Source organism: Acinetobacter apis, assembly GCF_900197575.1.
Taxonomy (GTDB): Bacteria; Pseudomonadota; Gammaproteobacteria; order Pseudomonadales; family Moraxellaceae; genus Acinetobacter; species Acinetobacter apis.
This window is the reverse complement of sequence record NZ_FZLN01000003.1, coordinates 261,995-279,234: the sequence shown is the minus strand read 5'-3', so window position 1 is coordinate 279,234 and position 17,240 is coordinate 261,995. Positions and strand designations below refer to the sequence as shown.

General features: G+C 37.6%; 16 protein-coding genes. 5 read left to right on the top strand and 11 right to left on the bottom strand.

Features of this window, described 5'->3' with window-relative positions; all coding sequences use genetic code 11:
* Nucleotides 1-277: 277 nt before the first annotated feature.
* Entirely contained in the window at nucleotides 278-2,056 is a 1,779-nt protein-coding gene (gene aspS / locus CFY84_RS09310) for an aspartate--tRNA ligase (RefSeq protein WP_088824007.1), read from the top strand.
* 33 nt (nucleotides 2,057-2,089) lie between these two features.
* Here the strand turns inward: aspS and CFY84_RS11305 are convergent, their stop codons facing one another.
* Both CFY84_RS11305 and CFY84_RS11300 read right to left on the bottom strand, forming a co-directional pair.
* On the bottom strand, nucleotides 2,090-2,467 hold the full coding sequence (locus CFY84_RS11305) for a stealth conserved region 3 domain-containing protein (protein WP_228149633.1): 378 nt from the start codon (nucleotides 2,465-2,467) through the stop codon (nucleotides 2,090-2,092).
* 12 nt (nucleotides 2,468-2,479) lie between these two features.
* Nucleotides 2,480-3,112, bottom strand: coding sequence for a stealth family protein (locus CFY84_RS11300; protein ID WP_213062832.1), 633 nt, complete (start codon nucleotides 3,110-3,112; stop codon nucleotides 2,480-2,482).
* A 210-nt stretch (nucleotides 3,113-3,322) separates the two neighbouring features.
* Between CFY84_RS11300 and CFY84_RS09300 the strand changes: the two genes are divergently transcribed.
* The 4 genes from CFY84_RS09300 to CFY84_RS09285 all read left to right on the top strand — a co-directional run bounded on the left by CFY84_RS09300 (nucleotide 3,323) and on the right by CFY84_RS09285 (nucleotide 6,794).
* Complete coding sequence (locus CFY84_RS09300; protein WP_088824005.1) at nucleotides 3,323-3,538, top strand: hypothetical protein; 216 nt, start codon at nucleotides 3,323-3,325, stop codon at nucleotides 3,536-3,538.
* 321 nt (nucleotides 3,539-3,859) lie between these two features.
* Nucleotides 3,860-4,927, top strand: coding sequence for an O-antigen ligase family protein (locus CFY84_RS09295; protein WP_171289071.1), 1,068 nt, complete (start codon nucleotides 3,860-3,862; stop codon nucleotides 4,925-4,927).
* A 44-nt stretch (nucleotides 4,928-4,971) separates the two neighbouring features.
* Nucleotides 4,972-5,898 (top strand): glycosyltransferase family 8 protein, encoded by a 927-nt coding sequence (locus CFY84_RS09290; RefSeq protein WP_088824001.1) that lies wholly within the window; start codon nucleotides 4,972-4,974, stop codon nucleotides 5,896-5,898.
* A gap of 11 nt (nucleotides 5,899-5,909) precedes the next feature.
* Nucleotides 5,910-6,794, top strand: a complete 885-nt coding sequence (locus CFY84_RS09285) for a glucosamine inositolphosphorylceramide transferase family protein (RefSeq protein ID WP_322852949.1) — start codon at nucleotides 5,910-5,912, stop codon at nucleotides 6,792-6,794.
* A 1-nt stretch (nucleotide 6,795) separates the two neighbouring features.
* On the opposite strand, the gene CFY84_RS09280 is transcribed toward CFY84_RS09285, so the two are convergent.
* From CFY84_RS09280 to CFY84_RS09240, 9 genes are all read right to left on the bottom strand, one after another.
* Nucleotides 6,796-7,833: a glycosyltransferase gene (locus CFY84_RS09280; protein ID WP_088823996.1), complete on the bottom strand. Its 1,038-nt coding sequence runs from the start codon at nucleotides 7,831-7,833 to the stop codon at nucleotides 6,796-6,798.
* A 12-nt stretch (nucleotides 7,834-7,845) separates the two neighbouring features.
* The gene (locus tag CFY84_RS09275) at nucleotides 7,846-8,601 is read right to left on the bottom strand and encodes a glycosyltransferase family 2 protein (protein ID WP_088823995.1); all 756 of its coding nucleotides are present in this window, start codon (nucleotides 8,599-8,601) and stop codon (nucleotides 7,846-7,848) included.
* Nucleotides 8,598-9,353 (bottom strand): polysaccharide deacetylase family protein, encoded by a 756-nt coding sequence (locus tag CFY84_RS09270; protein WP_088824069.1) that lies wholly within the window; start codon nucleotides 9,351-9,353, stop codon nucleotides 8,598-8,600. Before CFY84_RS09270 ends, CFY84_RS09275 begins: the two co-directional genes overlap by 4 nt.
* Nucleotides 9,353-10,381 (bottom strand): glycosyltransferase family protein, encoded by a 1,029-nt coding sequence (locus CFY84_RS09265; RefSeq protein WP_088823993.1) that lies wholly within the window; start codon nucleotides 10,379-10,381, stop codon nucleotides 9,353-9,355. Before CFY84_RS09265 ends, CFY84_RS09270 begins: the two co-directional genes overlap by 1 nt.
* Nucleotides 10,382-10,460: 79 nt before the next feature.
* On the bottom strand, nucleotides 10,461-11,369 hold the full coding sequence (locus CFY84_RS09260; RefSeq protein ID WP_088823991.1) for a mitochondrial fission ELM1 family protein: 909 nt from the start codon (nucleotides 11,367-11,369) through the stop codon (nucleotides 10,461-10,463).
* A 62-nt stretch (nucleotides 11,370-11,431) separates the two neighbouring features.
* Nucleotides 11,432-12,358, bottom strand: a complete 927-nt coding sequence (locus tag CFY84_RS09255; protein ID WP_088823990.1) for a branched-chain amino acid transaminase — start codon at nucleotides 12,356-12,358, stop codon at nucleotides 11,432-11,434.
* A gap of 43 nt (nucleotides 12,359-12,401) precedes the next feature.
* Complete coding sequence (glnE, locus tag CFY84_RS09250) at nucleotides 12,402-15,131, bottom strand: bifunctional [glutamate--ammonia ligase]-adenylyl-L-tyrosine phosphorylase/[glutamate--ammonia-ligase] adenylyltransferase (RefSeq protein ID WP_088823988.1); 2,730 nt, start codon at nucleotides 15,129-15,131, stop codon at nucleotides 12,402-12,404.
* An 83-nt stretch (nucleotides 15,132-15,214) separates the two neighbouring features.
* Entirely contained in the window at nucleotides 15,215-16,480 is a 1,266-nt protein-coding gene (locus CFY84_RS09245; RefSeq protein ID WP_228149631.1) for a sensor histidine kinase, read from the bottom strand.
* 204 nt (nucleotides 16,481-16,684) lie between these two features.
* On the bottom strand, nucleotides 16,685-17,236 hold the full coding sequence (locus CFY84_RS09240) for a GNAT family N-acetyltransferase (protein ID WP_213062831.1): 552 nt from the start codon (nucleotides 17,234-17,236) through the stop codon (nucleotides 16,685-16,687).
* Nucleotides 17,237-17,240: the final 4 nt, after the last annotated feature.

The window sequence follows — 17,240 nt, the reverse complement described above, 5'->3', positions numbered from 1 at the left end:
ATGAATGATATCTATGTTTTATATATTTATTCATCCTCGTTTATTTCTCTACTTATTGATGAGTAATTCATATCGCTGACATTGCACATCATCCAAATCATACTTTATCTTTCATACCATTTTTATAATAGATTATGTATACATTGCTCGCTTTACCATGTTTTTGAACAAATCCTTGAGCCAATACCTGTAAACATGCATAATTGAACGTTTCTATAAGTATGCTTTGCCTTACTTTAATCTAATTTTACACAATAGACGTTGGACATAGCACGCCATGATGCGAACTCATTACTGCGGCTCAATTACAGAAGCCCAAATTGATCAAACAATTACAATATGCGGTTGGGTACACCGTCGCCGAGATCATGGCGGTGTCATTTTCCTTGATATGCGTGATCGTGATGGTTTAGTACAAGTTGTTATTGACCCTGATACTCCAGAAGCATTTGCAACAGCAGATAAAGCACGTTCAGAATTTGTATTAAAAATTACAGGTCGTGTTCGCAAGCGTTATGAAGGCACTGAAAATGCCAATATGGTAAGCGGTCAAATTGAAGTCTTAGGAAAAGACATTGAGGTTTTAGCTGCCTCTGAAACACCGCCATTCCCTTTGAATGATGAAAACACCACAGTTTCTGAAGATATCCGCCTAAAATATCGTTTCTTAGACATTCGTCGTCCAGAAATGTTAGATCGTTTAAGATTCCGTTCAAAAGTGACCAATCTAATTCGTAACTACTTAGATGACCATGGCTTCTTAGATGTTGAAACACCAATTTTAACGCGTGCAACACCTGAAGGTGCTCGTGATTATTTGGTACCAAGCCGTGTATCAAATGGTAGCTTTTACGCATTGCCACAATCACCACAGTTATTCAAACAATTGCTCATGGTAGGCGGAATCGATCGCTACTATCAAATCGCTAAATGCTTCCGTGATGAAGATTTGCGTGCTGACCGTCAACCAGAATTTACTCAGATCGACATTGAAACATCATTTTTAAATGATGATGACATCATGGATTTGATGGAAGGTATGACCAAAAAACTATTTAGTGATTTACTCAATATTGAATTTGCACCTTTCCAAAAAATGCCATATAGCGAAGCGATTCGTGACTATGCATCAGACAAGCCTGACCTACGTATTCCATTAAAATTGGTTGATGTGGCTGACTTGATGAAAGATGTTGAGTTCAAAGTTTTCTCTGGCCCAGCGAATGATCCTAAAGGTCGTATTGCTGCACTGCGTGTTCCAAATGCAAGTGCATTATCACGCAGCCAAATTGATGAATACACGAAGTTTGTCGGCATCTATGGTGCAAAAGGCTTAGCTTATATTAAAGTCAACGAGCTTGAAAAAGGCATTGAAGGTCTGCAATCTCCAATCGTTAAATTCATTGAGCCAATTGTGCTACAACTGCTTGAGCGTGTTGGTGCAGAAAATGGCGATATCGTCTTCTTCGGTGCAGATAAAGCGAAGATTGTTAATGATGCACTTGGCGCGTTACGTGTCAAAATCGGTCATGACTTAAAACTTGCAACATCAGATTGGGCACCTCTTTGGGTGGTTGACTTCCCAATGTTTGAAGAAACTGATGATGGTAAATGGACGTCAGTCCACCACCCGTTTACCCTGCCAAAAAGCAGTGTTGAAGACGTAACCAATGATCCTGGTAATGCATTGTCTGTGGCTTATGACATGGTATTAAACGGTACAGAAATTGGTGGTGGTTCATTACGTATTTATACCTTAGAAATGCAAAAAGCAATTTTCAAAGCATTGGGTATTTCTGATGAAGAAGCTGAAGATAAATTTAGCTTCTTATTAGATGCTTTAAAATATGGTGCACCTCCACATGGCGGTTTGGCATTTGGTTTAGATCGTTTAGTGATGCTCATGACTGGTGCGCAATCTATTCGTGATGTAATTGCTTTCCCGAAAACCAAAACAGCAGAATGCCCATTAACAGAAGCCCCTGCGCCTGTTGAAGCAAATCAGCTCAGAGATTTAGGCATTCGCTTACGTGAGCAAACGAAAAAAGACGCATAAAATATAATGATTTGAGGCCTGATTATTCAGGCCTTAATTTTCAAAGCTGCACTTCTCAGGCAACTTTTGATGAAAACTACTATAAATTTCATGCTTTAAACTTGCAAATTGGCTGTCTTGAATCGCCTCATGATCATTTAAACAAATGAGTGGCAATTTATTTTCAATTAAAGTTTGCTGTATTTTTGGCAAATTATCTGTCATTACTCGATATGCTTTACCACGCTTTTGAATTTTCGTCGGGAAAAAATTTCCCTGACAAAGCTGCCAAATTCGAAACATATATTGATTCACATCATCATACTCACGAAAGCGATGTCGATAGACCTTTTCTAGATAATCTTGTTCTTTTTCCCACACTTCATTAAAGGTTTGCTTTAAAAAAGGCTGTGGTAAATGATGATTAAAAATACTTGAAAAAATCTAATGATACGAATATAACAAGTTCCTTTTATTGGCACTTAAACCATAACGAATATTAAAAAAATACTTTCTCTTATTTTTACATAATGCTTTGAAATTGAAGTTTCGATTAATAATAGAAATATTGGTCAGCATGACATGCGCTAAAAGATTATCGGTATCTACAGCCGTAATAGGTTCAAGTAATATGCCATCGCGTGGTAAATTATTTTTAAAAAAGAATTCTGGTTCTAAAGGCTTGTTAATAAACATGTCATCATTAAAATAAACAAAGCGCTCTGACAACCCCTTAATTTTATGTATATTAATTTCAATTACATGTGAACTAAATGTAGGTAAATATTCAGGATCAATAATATCTGCATGATGAGCAATATTTACCTTTGGATGTTGCTTGTTTAAAAAATGAGGAAAATGACCACAAGTGACAATATGGATTTTATTCACCCAAGGGCAATATTTTTCTACCGATCGAAACCAATAATGTAAATTATTCCAATCTCGAAAACGACACATATGCGTACTTGGTTGTTGTTGTTCTATACCTTCACCATATTTATGGGCATTAAAACTTTTTCTCCATTTGGGGTCATTTCCATCCACCCAAATCATCACAAAATCAATAGGATTCATATCCAAGCCGTACAATATTACACTCAATTGTAATGTAAACTCTGTACAGTGATTCCTAAACAACTTTAGGTTTATGTTTAGTTTCCCTTATGTAAAAAGCCATTCACAATACCTTTACATTGTGATAAACGCATGGCCATACTGACTTTTCATATTGAGAACATGTATAATCAATGTCATAATCTAAGCGGTTTATTGAGAGGATTTAATATGGCTATGCGTCCTGAAGTCCGCCGACGTGCCCTTGTCATCATTGTATTTTCCTTAGTACAATGGTTCATCATGCGTTATATTTTGTCCAATGAACTCTTAAATATGGACACATATCAGCGCATCTTGTATTTTTGCGTCAGCAGTTTAGCTGGAGCATTACTGATTTTTGTTTCACTGATTTATATGGTTTTAAAGGGTAATCCAAACCGCTAAGTCTGCAAAGAAACATGACAGCACATGAGAGTTTGGGCGATCTTATTAGCCCAAACTTTCCATATACTCTCTCAATGTGAAGTCTGCATAATGCCATTTAGCCAATTTTTGAAAAAAGCTGATTATCTTGCTTTTTTTATCAGTGTCGTTTTTTTCTATATTTTTTATCGTATTGTTTTTATTAAAAATGGCGTCAGCATTTTTTTTATTTTAACCATTTATTCCCTTTTGTTCCTTTCGATTTGTTTTAAATTAGAACATATCAAATATTATTTCCCAAAATTTAGCTTTTTCCCGGTCGTTACCGCACTGTCATTATGGGTGTTACAAGTTGCTTTTCACCCAACGCCATTGGCTAACATTGCGTCAGAGCTCACCAATACACAAATTCTTGGCATGTATAACATGAACTATTTGTATGGTTTGCCTTTCGTATTCTTGCCTTGTTTATTGCTCATTTCTAAATATAAAGTTGAGCATTTTTTTAATATGATTGTAGGGTTTAATCTCGTTTACATTTGCTTTAACTGCTATTTAATGTTTATTAAAGATTATTCTCGAGCGCACTTTTTTGAGCATTATAATCAAATTATTACTTATGACTTTATGATGTTAGGCATCAGTAGTCTTGTGCTGCTATATAGCTTTTACCTTCATAGCATACTTGAAAAGAAATACCTTGCTTATTGTGTTTTGGGTTCTGCAGTCTTTGCAATCACTCTAAATTTACTCCATGGCACACGTGGTGTATGGGTCATTATTCCCTTCTTAATTATTGCCACTGCAATTTTTTACCGTAAATCAGCAAAAAAATTCTTAATAGGCTTTTTTATGTCGATTGTCTTAGCCGCTGGTTTTTTAAGTGTTAATAGTGACTACATTGATCAACGACTTACAGCAGCTTATCAAGATTATACAGTGATTCAAGATCGATCTACGCAAGCAACAAGTATTGGGTCTCGCCTCATCATGTGGAAGACAGCAGTCGATCATTTTGAGTCATCTCCACTAGTTGGCGTAGGTATTTATCAAGTTGCAAAACATTTATGCAAAATGAGTCAAGAAGGAATTTTAGCTGGCTCTTGCCTTACCCATATGCACAGCATCTATTTTCAAGAATTGGCAAGCCGTGGTATATTTGGTTTGGCTGCACTATTATTTTCTTTTTTATACCCTGCTTTTTTATTTTTTAAACGCTGGCTTGTCAAACCTTACTCAGCATTACGCCATTTACTGACCCTATCAGGCATCTATACCATCGGTATTGTTATGCTGTGTGGACTCACTGACTTTTACTTTATTTCAAATGTCAGCTCTACACTGTATTATTTGTTGGTGATCAGCTTGCTTACTTTTATCCATAGAGAAAAACCTCAAGTATTCGAGTAAACTTGAGGTGTTTTCATTTTACTTGCATAGATTGGCGTCTACTTATGATCGATGTTTCGAATTTAGTCATTGAACAGCAAATATTGTCTTTAAATCAAATGCCATTTCAGGCTGATTTAAACATTGCATTTGCCATAGATAAAAACTATTTAAAACCTTGTGGTATATGCATCTATTCCATATTGAAGCATAACCCAAATTTAAATATTGATTTTCATATCTTTACAACATACTTTGATGCCACCCATTTCAAAGCATTGTTGACAGACCGAATTCGTATTCATGTTCATATATTAAAGCCTGATTATTTTGACAGTTTACAAACCACAGGGCATTTTACCACTGCCATTTATTACCGCTTATCTATTGCACATATCTTGAAAGACCAAGTTAAGTCATTTTTATATGTCGATGCTGATATTTTATGCACAGGCTCATTAGATGATTTAACAACTGTGTCATTGGATCATACTGTTTTAGGCGCAGTACAAGACTCAAGCATGAAGTTAGAAGACATCACCGGTCTAGGGCTACCAAATACACACCGTTATTTTAATTCTGGGGTATTGCTGATTCACTGTAAGCATTGGTTAGACTTTGACGTGGTCGAAAAATTTACGCAACTGATCGGTCAGCGTGAATATGAGTATCCAGATCAAGATGTATTAAATTTAATTTTAGAAGGTCATATTGAATATCTTGATGAAAAATTTAATTATTTCAGTGAAAATGATATTCAACCTGCCCTGATGCATTTTGTCAGCACGCCAAAACCATGGAGTATTTGTGCCATGAATAATGCATTATATCTTAAGTATTATGCAGAATCGCCATGGCAACATGAAGCCTTAAACCCGCCAAGAAATTATAAAGAAGAGAAAAAATACGCTAAAAAACTATGGAAAAACAAAGAATACTTGCATAGTTTACAGTGGTTTTATCGTTATACTGTTCATAAATTAAATCAGTAAAAGACGGCATTATGTTACGTAAACTACAAAAAAAATGGTTTAAGTTTTTAGAAAAAAGACAGCGTAAACATTACCACTCACATTGGTATTTACGTTTTGGGTGGTTGAATGGTTCATTTGACCAGACGACACAATGCCAATCATTATTTGAAATTCACTCACCCAATAAAATGACCTTTGCTGACCCATTTTATGCGCAACATGAAGGTCGGCATTTCATTTTTTTTGAAGAAGTTGATGACATACACCCTGTTGGCTTTTTATCTGTGCTTGAGGTGTTTGAAGATGGTCAAGCCACTGAGCCTCAGCCGATTTTAAAACTAGATTATCACTTATCTTACCCATGTGTTTTCAAACATAATGATACGTGGTATATGATTCCTGAAACGAGTGCCAATGAAACTATCGAATTATGGAAATGTACTGACTTTCCAATGCACTGGGTGAAGGAAAAAAACCTAGTTGAACATATTCGTGCTGTCGACAGTACACCATTTTTTCATGACGGATTATGGTATTTATTTACATCGACACGACGTGACTGTAAAAAATTTGGTGACCGACTTGATATTTTTTATACCGATGACCTCTTAAACGGGACTTGGCAAGAGCACCCAAAAAATCCCGTATGCCGTGGACAAGTTGAATATCGCATGGCAGGTCAACCCTTCTATTTTAAAGATACTTTAGTCAGACCAAGCCAAAACTCATTGAAACGTTATGGTGGGCATATTGAACTCAAAGAAATTGTTCAGCTGAGCCCAACACATTATGAAGAGCGCTTGTGCCAAGAAATACTGCCAAATTGGCATGAACAAGATGCAGCATCACATACCATTAATTTTCAGCAACAATTTTTACTGCTTGATGCGGTGCGCTTAACTAAAAAATCATAATTTAATGTTTAGCAATCGCATCATAGACTTGTTTCGTTTTGTTGGTCATCGCAGCAACTGTTAGCTCATCGGCAGCACGGTCAAATAATGTGCAAAAATCAGCGTCGCTGTTTGGACTTAATGCACGATGAAGTGCTGTATGCAAACTTTGAGCATCGCTTTGTTCAGCTAAATACTGTGCGGGAATCCACTCCACGACCCCATTAACACGGGTAGATACAAACTTCTTTTTGGCCTGCAAAGCTTCAACCATCACCAAAGGAAAACCCTCACGCGCAGATGATAACGCCACAACATCTGCCAATTGCAAATAATCACGCGCATTGGTTTTAAACCCTAAAAATGCCACCTGTGAGGACAGTCCTAACGCTATCACTTGTTGCTCACGTGCTAAACGTTCAGAACCATCACCAATTAACAATAAATTAGCGTTAATACCTTGAAAGGCATTTAAGAGGAGCTCAACGTGTTTTACTGCCTCTAAACGCCCAACCCATACCACAGTTGGCCGATCTGCTTGTAGCTGTGAATGATCAGTTTTTGTTTTTTCCCATAGCATGTGCCGCTGATCTGCTGTGAATTCAGGCACCGGTAAGACACCATTATAAATCACATGCGTCTTTTCAGAAGGTAAGTCTTGAGTCAAACCCTGGCTCACTGCAATAATGGCATCGAAGCTAGCATAGAGCATTTTATCTTTTTTTGTGCCATGTACTGTTGTTACATACTGAATATTACGGCTGAGCCAAGGGCGTATAGCACGAACAATGGCAGATGCCTTTCCTGCTTGAGCATGGATCACATCAGGTTGAATCTGCTTAATCTTTTGAATTAATTGCCACAATAAAAAAATGTTTTTTCGACTACGACTAAAATCAAAACCAATAAAGTTCACATTTTCATGAAAGTACGTTTGATAATCTGACTGGGCAATAATTGAAACATCACAATGCTGTGCCAATGCATTGGTCAAATTAAAAGTATGCTGCTCTAATCCACCCATACCACCACTCGTGGCCATGATCTGTAGAATTTTCATTGATGCATTGCCTTATTTCTTTAAATGTTTCTCGAACAATTTGGCTTCTTTTAGAAATGCATAAAATGCGTTGATCATGCTATTTACAAACCCACGCCAACCATTTAAGCAACTACGGCGAATAATATATGACTTAAAAAAAGCAAGCGGCATAATACAGACCAATTTTACAAGGCTTGGTCGTTTGTTCTTTTCAAATTTTTCTTTCGCTTTTAATTCAGAATAGTGATTGTTTTTTTGTACTTTAATATAAATACTAGATTCGCCATAATGGTAAATATCGCCTGTGGCGCTTGCCACCTGCCCATCCACAATAATATTTTCATGCACCTGATTGGATGCATCATAATGTGCTTTGGCTTTACGAAAAAAACGAACTTTGGCGTGCTTTTTAGTGAATTTATTATTGCCCATGCCAAGAAAAATATCATTGATTGGAGTAATTAATCCATCTACTTTATTATCTTGAATCGTACTCACTATTTGCGCTTTTAATTCATCTGACAAGACTTCATCGCCATCTAAATTCAATGCCCATGGATATTTACATTGTGCAAGGGCAAGCTTTTTTTGCCCCACATAACCTAACCAATGCTGATGTGAAATTTTGACATTATCAAAAGATTTAGCAATTTGATAAGTATTGTCTGTACTGCCTGAATCCAAAATAATTACTTCAGCAAAATCACGTACACTTTCTAAGGTTTGCTCAAGCCAACGACCACAATTTAATGTAATGATATACACACTACAAGGTATTCGATTCATAATTTATAACGTCCCTTGGCCAATGCAATTTGCATTTGCATACGATTCATTTTTCCATGAGTGCTGACGCGCGGTATGCTAAAGCGATTACTGTTGCTTATTTTTTCAATTTTTTTACGGGTTGATACTGCATTTACAAAGCCCAACTGCTCAACCATATCTTCATGCCGTGCATCAAATCGACCAAAAGGATATGCAAAGCTATAGCATGTGCCTGCCAATCTTTCGACATCTTGTTTGGATTGCTGAATTTCATTGAATGCGACTGCATCCTCTAACTTCAGTAAGTTCACATGATGCTGAGTATGTGCACCAAATTGAATTAATCCTGATGCCAACATCTCTTGAATATGCTCAGGTTGTAAGGTTTCAATCCCTTCAATATGCGTTGCCAAATAAATGGTGGCTTTGGCATTGTATTTTTTTAACAATGGGTAAGCATATTGATAATTGTCTAAAAAGCCATCATCAAAACTCAGTGCCACAACATGAGGTTGATTAACATGTTGATCTAAATCAGCCACAAAACTAAAGGTACTGTTTCGCTTAACCAAAAGTTGTAAAAACTGCTCAAACTTTTCAGGTGGCATATTCATGCCTGAAGCTTCAACATGTGGATTCACTTGATGCAACATGACGATCCGTGGCAGATGCTTGGCACGATAAGGCAACCAAAACGTATAATTGCCAAGCAAGTACAATATACCAGCCAAAATCACGAGTCCAAGGACAATAGCAAACAACCACATCATCATGAATACACCTCAGATTCCCACTCGTACTGCTCAGTCCATGACAAATTAAATGTCAGTTCAATCATATACTTTGTAATGCGCTGTGCATTAAATGCTTGCCGCGTTTTCGTCCATCCCGCATGTGCCACTTGATATGCCTGCTCAGGATGATGTGCATAATAGGTAATTTTATCTGCCAAATCTGCTTGATCATCAAAATATACAATCTCTTGTGCTGTATATAAGGCCTCAAACTTTGGAATCCGTGGCGAAAACGTCAGTAAGCCATTGCCTGTGAGTTGAACAATACGATCTGAACTGTATAGCGTTACATCATTACGGCGCGAGTAATTTAAGCCCATTTGACTTTCTGCAAGCACAGCATAATATTGTTTGCCATATACGCCTGCTTGACCAAAACAACCATAATATTGATAAGACACTTGTGCAGATGCCAATGCTGTTGCCAAATCTTGTAGAAAAGCTTCTCTTAGCGGCTCTTTATAAATCACACCACAGAAGATAAAAGCTTGCTGAAAACTACTTTTTTCAAATTGTTTTAAAACTTCTACATTCCGATGGCCAATATTTGGCATATATCCTACACGTAAATGCGGTTGCTTGAGTTTTTGTAAGTATTCTCCACCTGTGGTGCAAAATATTGCATCTAAATATGGAGAAAACTCACGAATAAAGCCCAATTTATGCTCTAAATACAATGGGTCTACATACCAAAAGGCAATTTTCGTGTGCGGATAGCGCTGTTTAATCTGTGCTAAAACATCAGGACTCATTAAATCACTGTGTCCTATTAGCACTAAATCAGGCTCAATATTATCCACAATTTTTAAAATTTCTTTATTTGCCCAATTGGCACCAAGTTTTTTAGTTTTAAAGATGGTTCCCATCCGAGCCATATCACGAAAACTAAAGTCATAAACAAAATGACCATTTTCTGTCAGACCTGCAGAGATTTTTCGATCTGTACAATAAAAATGAGCGCCTTGCTTATTAAAGCCAAAATTCGCAATATGTAGAATTTTCATACCATACTCTAAAAAACACAGCACATCTGTAATGGCTTTTACTTTACCACACTCTGAGTTTGTTGTTAAAACAGTTCATTCATCCACAATCAACGCAATTCGCTGAAGTTAATTGCATACACGTCACCACCTTATCAGCTTCATGCAAAGTAGCGGCTTGAGCTAAAGCTGTTATTGATGTTTGGGCACTGATATAGTTTTTGGCTTTCAAACGGTCAATTGCTTGAGTTATACGGTCATCTTTTAGTCGTGTTAATCCGATCACACCGACTCGGCACCCTGCAGTTAAGGCTTCATATAACATCGAAATACTGTCTTCTGTAATCCAGACTGCTTCTGCCAATTGCATTTGTTCAAAAATCCAGCCTGTAGGTGTGTCTTCAACTGGACAAAGCGTCACATGCTGATCTGCCACATCTGAACTTAGCTGTGTAAAAAATGCTTTGGGGGTACGGCGAGAAGAGGTAATTATAATTTGAGCATCGCTATGCTGAGCAATAATTTGTTTTACGCTGTGTATGACCTGCTCATCTGACCACTGATGCCGCTTTGAACTGCCACCCAATGCAATTAAAATTCTATTTTTTTGATGGCGCTGTTGGTTAACAATTGGATTTAATGCCCCTTCAGTCACAATCACATTTTTCCCTGTTATCCCATCATGTGCTGGGATGATGGCATAATCAAAACATGCAAGTGGTAAGCTTGGCTTCATCATGACAATAGTTTTTGCTTTTGAGTAAATTTTCCCAAGTAGCCATGCTTTCAAATGCGTATGGCTGCCTACTGAGATAATGACATCAGGTGAATTTAAAATAGATGGCAAGGTGCGTGAAAACATTGCTGTGAGTAAGTCTCGATATGACACCTTATCAATGCCAATCTCTAAAAATTCTGCAGCTAAATATTGACGTTTTAATGCAGCAAATAAACCTAAAGCTTGTGAACGATGCCCGGCTTTACCATCACTGATATAAATTACTTGCATGCCCCATTCCTTTGCATAAAAAAAGCGAAACCTAAGTTTCGCCCTATAGTACCTGAATTTGATTAGTTCACGTAAGTTAACCAATGTGCATACTTTGGATTTTTGCCTTTTACTGCATCAAAGAATGTTTTTTGAATTTCAGTTGTGATCGGACCACGTGTTCCTGAACCAATAACACGGTCATCATATTCACGAATTGGTGTAACTTCAGCAGCTGTTCCAGTGAAGAATGCTTCATCAGCGATATAAAATTCATCACGCGTAATACGACGCTCAACCACTTTATAACCTAAGTCTTGTGCAATAGTAATGATGGTTTGACGGGTAATCCCATCTAATGCACCACCAGCTAAATCAGGGGTATGTAACACGCCATCTTGGATTAAAAATACGTTTTCGCCTGAGCCTTGGCAAACAAAACCTTGTGGATCCATCAGCATGGCTTCGTCATAACCTGAGTGCGCTACTTCTTGATGTGCCAAGATAGAGACTGTGTAATTACCACATGCTTTTGCTTTGCACATAGTCACATTAGGATGATGATGCGTAAATGATGATGTTTTAACACGAATCCCTTTTTCCATCGCTTCATCGCCAAGGTAAGAACCCCAGCTCCATGCAGCAACAGCGGTGTGGATTGTATTATCTGTTGAGGCAATACCTAGTTTTTCAGAACCAATCCAAATGAATGGACGTAAATAGCACGATTTCAACGCATTGGCGCGCACCACATCAATCTGTGCTTGCTCAAGTGTTGCTTGATCAAATGTTGCTTTCATTTGATAAATTTTTGCAGAATTTAATAAACGCTTTGTGTGGTCTTTTAAACGAAAAATTGCAGGGCCTTTATCTGTTTCGTAGGCGCGTACACCCTCAAAAACACCCATGCTATAGTGCAATGTATGCGTTAATACGTGGACTTTTGCTTCACGCCAATCAATTAACTGTCCATCTTGCCAAATAAAACCATCACGATCAGCCAGATTCATGACATCTACTCCAAATTTTACATTATTGTCTACTATCCATCGCTTACGCGATTGGATCAATTAATCTGTGCCATAAATTGCAAACGATATCGCGGGTAGGTTGCCAATCCGTAGCATTGACTTGCATATTATGATTTGCAAGCGCTAAACGGTGGCTTTCAGCTCGTTCACTCAAATAAGCTTGAATCAAGTTCTGCGCCTCGGTTTTGGATAGATAACCAAGTGTTGCAGCATCTTCTAAGATTCGAACATTGTCAGAATAGCGGGCAAGATCTGCTTTTGCCCCGCTCCATACCAACACAACATACTGTGCCATAAATTCGATATCAACGATACCACCTGCGTCCTGTTTTAAATGAAAAATACCAGATTTTTTTTGCTGTTCGGTTGAGCCAAGGTGAGATTTCATCTTTTCACGCATATTTAAAACCTCTTGCCGTACAACATTTACATCTCGTGGCTGAGTTAAAATGTCACAGCGAAGTTGTTCAAATTGCTCACGTAATTGCACATCCCCTGCTATACAACGCGCTCGCACTAAAGCTTGATGTTCCCATAACCATGCATTATGTAACTGATAACGTTGATAGGCACGTAAACTGGTCACAAGTACGCCTGCCTCTCCTGACGGTCTTAACCTTGTATCAATTTCATAAACTCGACCATCTAAGGTCTGTGTGGTCATTAACGACATAAAGCGTTGTGCCACTTTAAGTGCAAATTCGAAACCTGATATACGTTTTGTTCCATCTGTATCGGCTTGTTCTTCAAGTTGATGAATAAATACCACATCTAAATCTGAGCCATAGCCTAGTTCAATGCCACCTAGCTTGCCATATCCAACAACAATAAAGCCATTATGATCGAGCGTACAACGCTGACCGTGCTGATGTAAGGGATATCCATAACGGCGTGCAACAGCCTGATAGGCCAAATGTAATGTTGCTTGAACACAAACTTCAGCAATGTCAGTCAATGCATCAGACACTTTCATTAATGGGCTTTCTGCAAGCACATCACTTGCAGCAACATTTAATACCGAGCTTTTTTTGAATAAGCGTAATATACGCATTTGATCTTCAACCTGATCAACTTCTATACGTAGCAGTTGATGGCGTAAGGTATCTTGCAAATCTTGCCTGTGTGGCAGTTCAAAATCAGTAGATAAAAACTCATCTAACAAAACGGGGTATTGTGTCAGTTCTTCACAAATCCATGGGCTTACTTCTGCCATTTTGACCAGTCGCTGTAGAGCACCACGGCTTTCAATCAGCATCACCAAATATACAGTGCGACGCATAACTGATTCAATGAGTGGCATTAAACGCAGCAATGCCACATCAGGATGATCAAGCTTTAACACCAGCTCAATGCATAAGGGCCAAAAGACTTTTAAACGTTCAATCGCTTTGGCAGGCAGTTTTTTAATTGCATGCCCTGACCAAAAGCGCTCAACCACTTGATAGCTGTCTGGATCTAAAGCGTGCTGTAAGTCATATTCTAAATTACGTCCTTGAATCGGCTCATCTGCCACGGATTTATCTTGAATGAGTTTTTTAAATTGATTATTTACAATTTGGCGTTGCTGATTTAATACCGCAATAAATTCAGACCAACTTGTAAATGCCAATGTATCAATCATACGTTGGCGTAGTTCATCATCCACAGGTAAGGCTTGGGTTTGCTGATCATTCAAGGCCTGAATAGCATGTTCAATACGGCGTAAGAAAAGATATGCTGTGGTCAGTTCATTGACTTCTTGTGATGTTAATAATTCAGCCTTGGCCAAGTGGTTTAAATTGACTAAACACTGCCGATCTTGTAACTCCGTTTTGGAACCACCGTAGATCAGCTGAAAAACCTGAACAATAAATTCAACTTCTCGAATCCCTCCGGCACCAAGCTTAATGTCATCTTGCAACTGACGGCGTGTAACTTCACGCTCAATTAAAGCTTTCATATCGCGCATGGCTTCAAACGCAGAATAATCGACATAACGGCGAAATACAAAAGGCCTTGTCATCTGTAACAGTTGTGCAGCTTGTTGACCACCAGTCACCGCTCTTGCTTTAATCCATGCATAACGTTCCCATTCACGGCCATGTTGAATTAAATATTTTTCTAAAGCGGCATAACTGAGCGCCAATGGTGAACCATCTCCCCACGGCCGTAAACGCATATCTACACGAAAAATAAAGCCATCTGCTGTCACATGGTCTAATAAATAAATCAGCTTTTGTCCCCACAAAATAAAAAACTGCTGAATATCTATTTTTTTTCGACCTGAAGTTTCACCTTGAGCATCATATGCAAAAATTAAATCAATATCGCTTGATAGATTTAACTCTTGTGCCCCAAGCTTACCCATTGCAATAACAATAAATTCTTGTAATTCGCCATCATAGCTGATGGGTTCACCATATTTTTCAACCAAAGGCAAACGTGCAAATGATATTGCCAATTGTATTGCTGCATCTGCAAAATCAGACAATTCACGAGTTAAAGTTTGGACATCAATTAATTGATTTGCATCTTGCCAAATCCATCGAAACATCAGCCGTGCACGTAAAATACGTAACGCTTTCATCCATGTCATTTCATCTGTAATGTCTTTTACATGCGATGCTGCGCACTGAAAAATCTCTTCAGTGCTTAGATATTTTGAATAAGAATGCTGCTGATGATCTTGTTCAAGTTGTGCCTGATACAACGCATAAACTTGCGTTGCATATATACTGGCACGTAAAGTTTTTTCTAGTTGTTGTTGGTCCATATCATCTGCCTAACTCCCCATGACAGATTTACCATAAAATAGTTTCAGCGTTTTGTCTTTCATCTTTTTTAGTTTTTATCACATTACGCATGAATATAAGTTAAATCTTCTTGCGTTAAAATATATTCCTCAGCTGGCAATTGAACAGTAAACGTAGTTCCCATGCCTTTTTGTGATTCCACTTTAATTTGTCCATGATTGATATCAACAAAACGTTTGCATAATACAAGCCCAAGCCCTGTACCTTTTTCACCACCTGTACCTTTTAGTGTGGTTCGTAGTTTTGGCTCAAAAATCATTTTTTGCTGTTCAGGATCCATTCCCAAGCCAGTATCACTGACCAAAAATACCACCTCTTGTCCAACCCGCTGTGCAGAAATAATTACTTTGCCTGTGCCATCTTGTGCTGTAAATTTCAGCGCATTAGAAACAAGGTTTTGTAAAACCGAAGTCATCATATTAATGTCAGCATAGACAAGAATATCTTTTGGAATTTGATCAATTAACTCAATATTTTTACTGAGCGCTAAGCTGCTGAGCACACTGGTCACAATTTGGCTAGATTGCTTTAAATTAAAATAAATGGGGTGATATACAAAACGCCCACCTTCTGACATCGCCCAATTGAGTAAATTTTCTAATAAATCAAACGTTGCTTTTGCTGTGTCGTTTAAATAGCTCGAAATGTTTTGGATACTTGCTTGATCAAGTGAGTCATACTCATCAGCTAAAACCTCAGAAAAACCCAAAATGCCATGAAATGGAGCACGTAAATCATGTGCAATCACTTGTAAAAACTTAGTTTGGTTAAAGTTGAGCGTTGCAACCTGCTGATACTTTTCTTTTAAATCAGCATGATTTTGCTGCAACTCAATCTGCTCAATAAAGCTATCACATAGTTCATATACTATGCTTGCGATGGCCAAATCGAAACCTTCACTGTCTTGATCAAAACAAAAAATATGCCCCAAACAGCGATTTTTGCTGTCATGCAAAGGAAAAGCAATCAGGCGATTTGAAGCACACAAATGGCTTGTCACTACGGATTGATAACAAATATAATGCGGATGCGTCATCAAAAAAATTTCTTTTTTTGCGTGTACACGCTCTAACGATGCAAAAAATGTATTTGGTACTGACACAGCTTTTAAAAGCTCAAAGCCATCGCTTAGCCAAACATGTGACTCTTTAGAAAACGCACAAACAGCTGTATCTACCTTTAAAAGTGTTTTAATTTGTTTTAAGAATTTTTCAACTTTGCTTTTAAGTATTGAAATCTCTGTTAAGCCTTTCTCTGTGCAATATAGTGGATCACTATGCTGCTCTGCAGATGACATCAATATGGTCATACGGGTATCCTCTCATTTTTGTTTTTTTGTTTTGAGGTGAGAGAAGCTCACACCATCAGTGTCAACACTTTTTACAAAAAAATCAAATAATGAATCACTTCCTTACACTTTATAATAGAATGGCAGTCTATCATTATAGCCTTATGTTTTGTAGATTAATTAGAACTATTTATTAGATTAAAAATAATGTTCTATATCAAATATTTAATAGCTTTTTTTGTGTAGGTTTAACTCATCGGATAAAATCAGTTGATAGAATGCCAAATCAAGCCAACGATCAAATTTAAAGGCCACTTCTTTTAGTGTGCCTGCATGCTCAAAACCGAGCTTTTCATGCAAAATAATACTGCCTTGATTTGTCGCATCGATACCGCCAATCATGACATGCATATTGTTGTTTTTTGCTTCAGCAATAATTGCTTCTAGTAAAATACGCCCCAACCCTTGTCCGCGATACGCTTGATCGACATAAATCGAATGTTCAACTGTAAATTGATTGGCAGGAAAGGCTCTAAACATGCCATAGCTTGCAAAGCCCATCAGCTCTCCTGCTGTATTTTCAATACCAATTACAGGAAAATGGGCTGCTTGTTTTGCTAAAAACCAATCTTTAATTTGATGTAATGAACGCTCTTGATACTCATATAATGCCGTTGAATGAAGAATAGCATCATTAAAAATAGCTAATATGGCATCTGCATGCTGCTCAAAAGAACATGGAATAATTTTATTGTTTTGATCCATTGAAGCATACACTCAA